Below are 2,185 nucleotides of genomic sequence, written 5' to 3' on the forward strand. Positions count from 1 at the left end.
TCAAATGTGTTGCGCTCAACCGCATGATTCAGATCGCTAAACCCGATAGCTACAAAGTCGAAGCTTAATACCCGGACGACCTCAAGGTGAGCCTGATCATCCTTCTAATCATGCAACAAAGCCCGACATCATTAAGGTTTTCTCTAGAGGAGTCTGCCAAAATGTCTCGATTCTATGGCAATCTGGAAGCAGGCATTTTTTAATTAACGTGTGCTGAAAGGCGATCGCATCTTAAATCGTTATGCAAACCTTACCCACTCCAGCTTCGACCGATTCTGCAACCCCATCCGCTGAATTCGACACGACGATCCATCGCCGCAAAACTCGTCCGGTTCAGGTCGGCTCCGTCACCATTGGCGGTGGGCATCCCGTCGTCGTCCAGTCCATGATCAACGAAGACACGCTGGATATCGAAGGTTCCGTTGCGGCCATCCGTCGCCTCCACGAAATCGGCTGCGAAATTGTGCGCGTCACCGTGCCCAGCATGGCCCATGCCAAAGCCCTGGCGGAAATCAAAGAAAAGCTGGCCGCTACCTATCAGCCCGTCCCCATCGTGGCCGATGTTCACCACAACGGCATGAAAATTGCCCTCGAAGTCGCCAAGCACGTCGATAAAGTTCGCATCAACCCCGGTCTGTACGTCTTTGAAAAGCCCAAGGGCGATCGCACCGAATACACCCAAGACGAATTTGACGAAATCGGCGAAAAAATCCGCGAAACCCTAGAACCCCTCGTGGTGTCCCTCCGCGATCAGGGCAAAGCCATGCGGATTGGCGTCAACCATGGTTCCCTCGCCGAGCGAATGCTGTTCACCTACGGCGACACCCCCGAAGGCATGGTGGAATCGGCGCTGGAATTCATCCGCATCTGCGAATCCCTCAATTTCTACAACATCGTCATCTCCATGAAAGCATCCCGCGTGCCCGTGATGCTGGCCGCCTATCGCCTCATGGCCAAGCGCATGGACGAACTGGGCATGGCCTACCCCCTGCACCTAGGCGTGACCGAAGCAGGCGATGGCGAATACGGGCGGATCAAGTCCACCGCAGGGATTGCCACCCTCCTCGCCGAAGGCATTGGTGACACCATCCGCGTGTCCCTCACCGAAGCACCAGAGAAAGAAATCCCCGTCTGCTACAGCATCCTGCAAGCCCTAGGACTGCGGAAAACGATGGTAGAATACGTCGCCTGTCCCTCCTGCGGTCGCACCCTATTCAATCTCGAAGAAGTGCTCCACAAAGTCCGGGAAGCCACCAAGCACCTAACCGGACTCGACATTGCGGTGATGGGCTGTATTGTGAATGGCCCCGGCGAAATGGCCGATGCCGACTACGGCTATGTCGGTAAGCAACCCGGATACATCTCCCTGTATCGAGGGCGCGAGGAAATTAAGCGCGTTCCCGAAGATCAGGGGGTTGAGGAACTGATTAACCTGATCAAAGCCGATGGTCGCTGGGTGGATCCCTAGTCCTAGAATTTCATCGCATTTATGGGTCGATAATTGGATCGTAGGTTCGTTAGGGGAGTTCTCCCGATGCCCATTCTCACCGAACCGCTAAAACTCCATATCCAGCAGGTTCATCTCAGCGATGAGCAGTTTTACCAACTCTGCATTCAAAATCCCGATCTCCAAATCGAACGCACTGCCAAAGGAGTGTTGCTTGTTATGTCTCCAGTCGGGGGTGAAAGTGGCAATCGTGAAATGGAGCTAGGCGGCGAACTCTACATTTGGAATAAGCAGACTCAGCTTGGCAAGGTATTCAGCTCCTCCACTATTTTTGAACTTCCCAACGGTGGACGGCGATCGCCCGATGTCTCTTGGGTCGAACTCTCGCGTTGGGAAGCGCTCACCCCGGAACAACGACAACGATTTCCAGCGATCGCCCCGGATTTTGTCCTAGAACTGCGATCGCGCACCGATGATCTACCGACCCTGCGGGAAAAGATGGAGGAGTACATAGACAGCGGTGTGCGCTTGGGGTGGTTGATTAACCCCCAAGATCAGCAGGTGGAGATCTATCGATTGGATAAAGAGGTAGAGGTGCGATCGCTCCCCACAAAGCTATCGGGTGAGGAGGTGTTACCGGGGTTTGTGATGGCATTAGATGTATTTCCAGAGACTTAAGTAAGAATGAACTACCCCGCCGCAAGCGGACGGGGTATCAGAATCAAAAAAGAGCAAGTT

General features: G+C 53.9%; 2 protein-coding genes. Both read left to right on the plus strand.

From position 1 onward, the window contains the following. Positions 1-241 precede the first annotated feature (241 nt). Positions 242-1,468, plus strand: coding sequence for a (E)-4-hydroxy-3-methylbut-2-enyl-diphosphate synthase (gene ispG / locus IGR76_13995; GenBank protein ID MBF2079590.1), 1,227 nt, complete (start codon positions 242-244; stop codon positions 1,466-1,468). Between the two features lie 66 nt (positions 1,469-1,534). Next, the gene (locus IGR76_14000; GenBank protein MBF2079591.1) at positions 1,535-2,125 is read left to right on the plus strand and encodes a Uma2 family endonuclease; all 591 of its coding nucleotides are present in this window, start codon (positions 1,535-1,537) and stop codon (positions 2,123-2,125) included. Positions 2,126-2,185: the final 60 nt, after the last annotated feature.

The sequence above is a fragment of the Synechococcales cyanobacterium T60_A2020_003 genome (assembly GCA_015272205.1).
GTDB lineage: Bacteria > Cyanobacteriota > Cyanobacteriia > RECH01 > RECH01 > JACYMB01.

Excerpts from the sequence above, each read along its gene's own strand:
- IGR76_14000 (MBF2079591.1), top strand. The coding sequence starts at position 1,535 with ATGCCCATTCTCACCGAACCGCTAAAACTCCATATCCAGCAGGTTCAT.
- ispG (MBF2079590.1), top strand. The coding sequence starts at position 242 with ATGCAAACCTTACCCACTCCAGCTTCGACCGATTCTGCAACCCCATCC.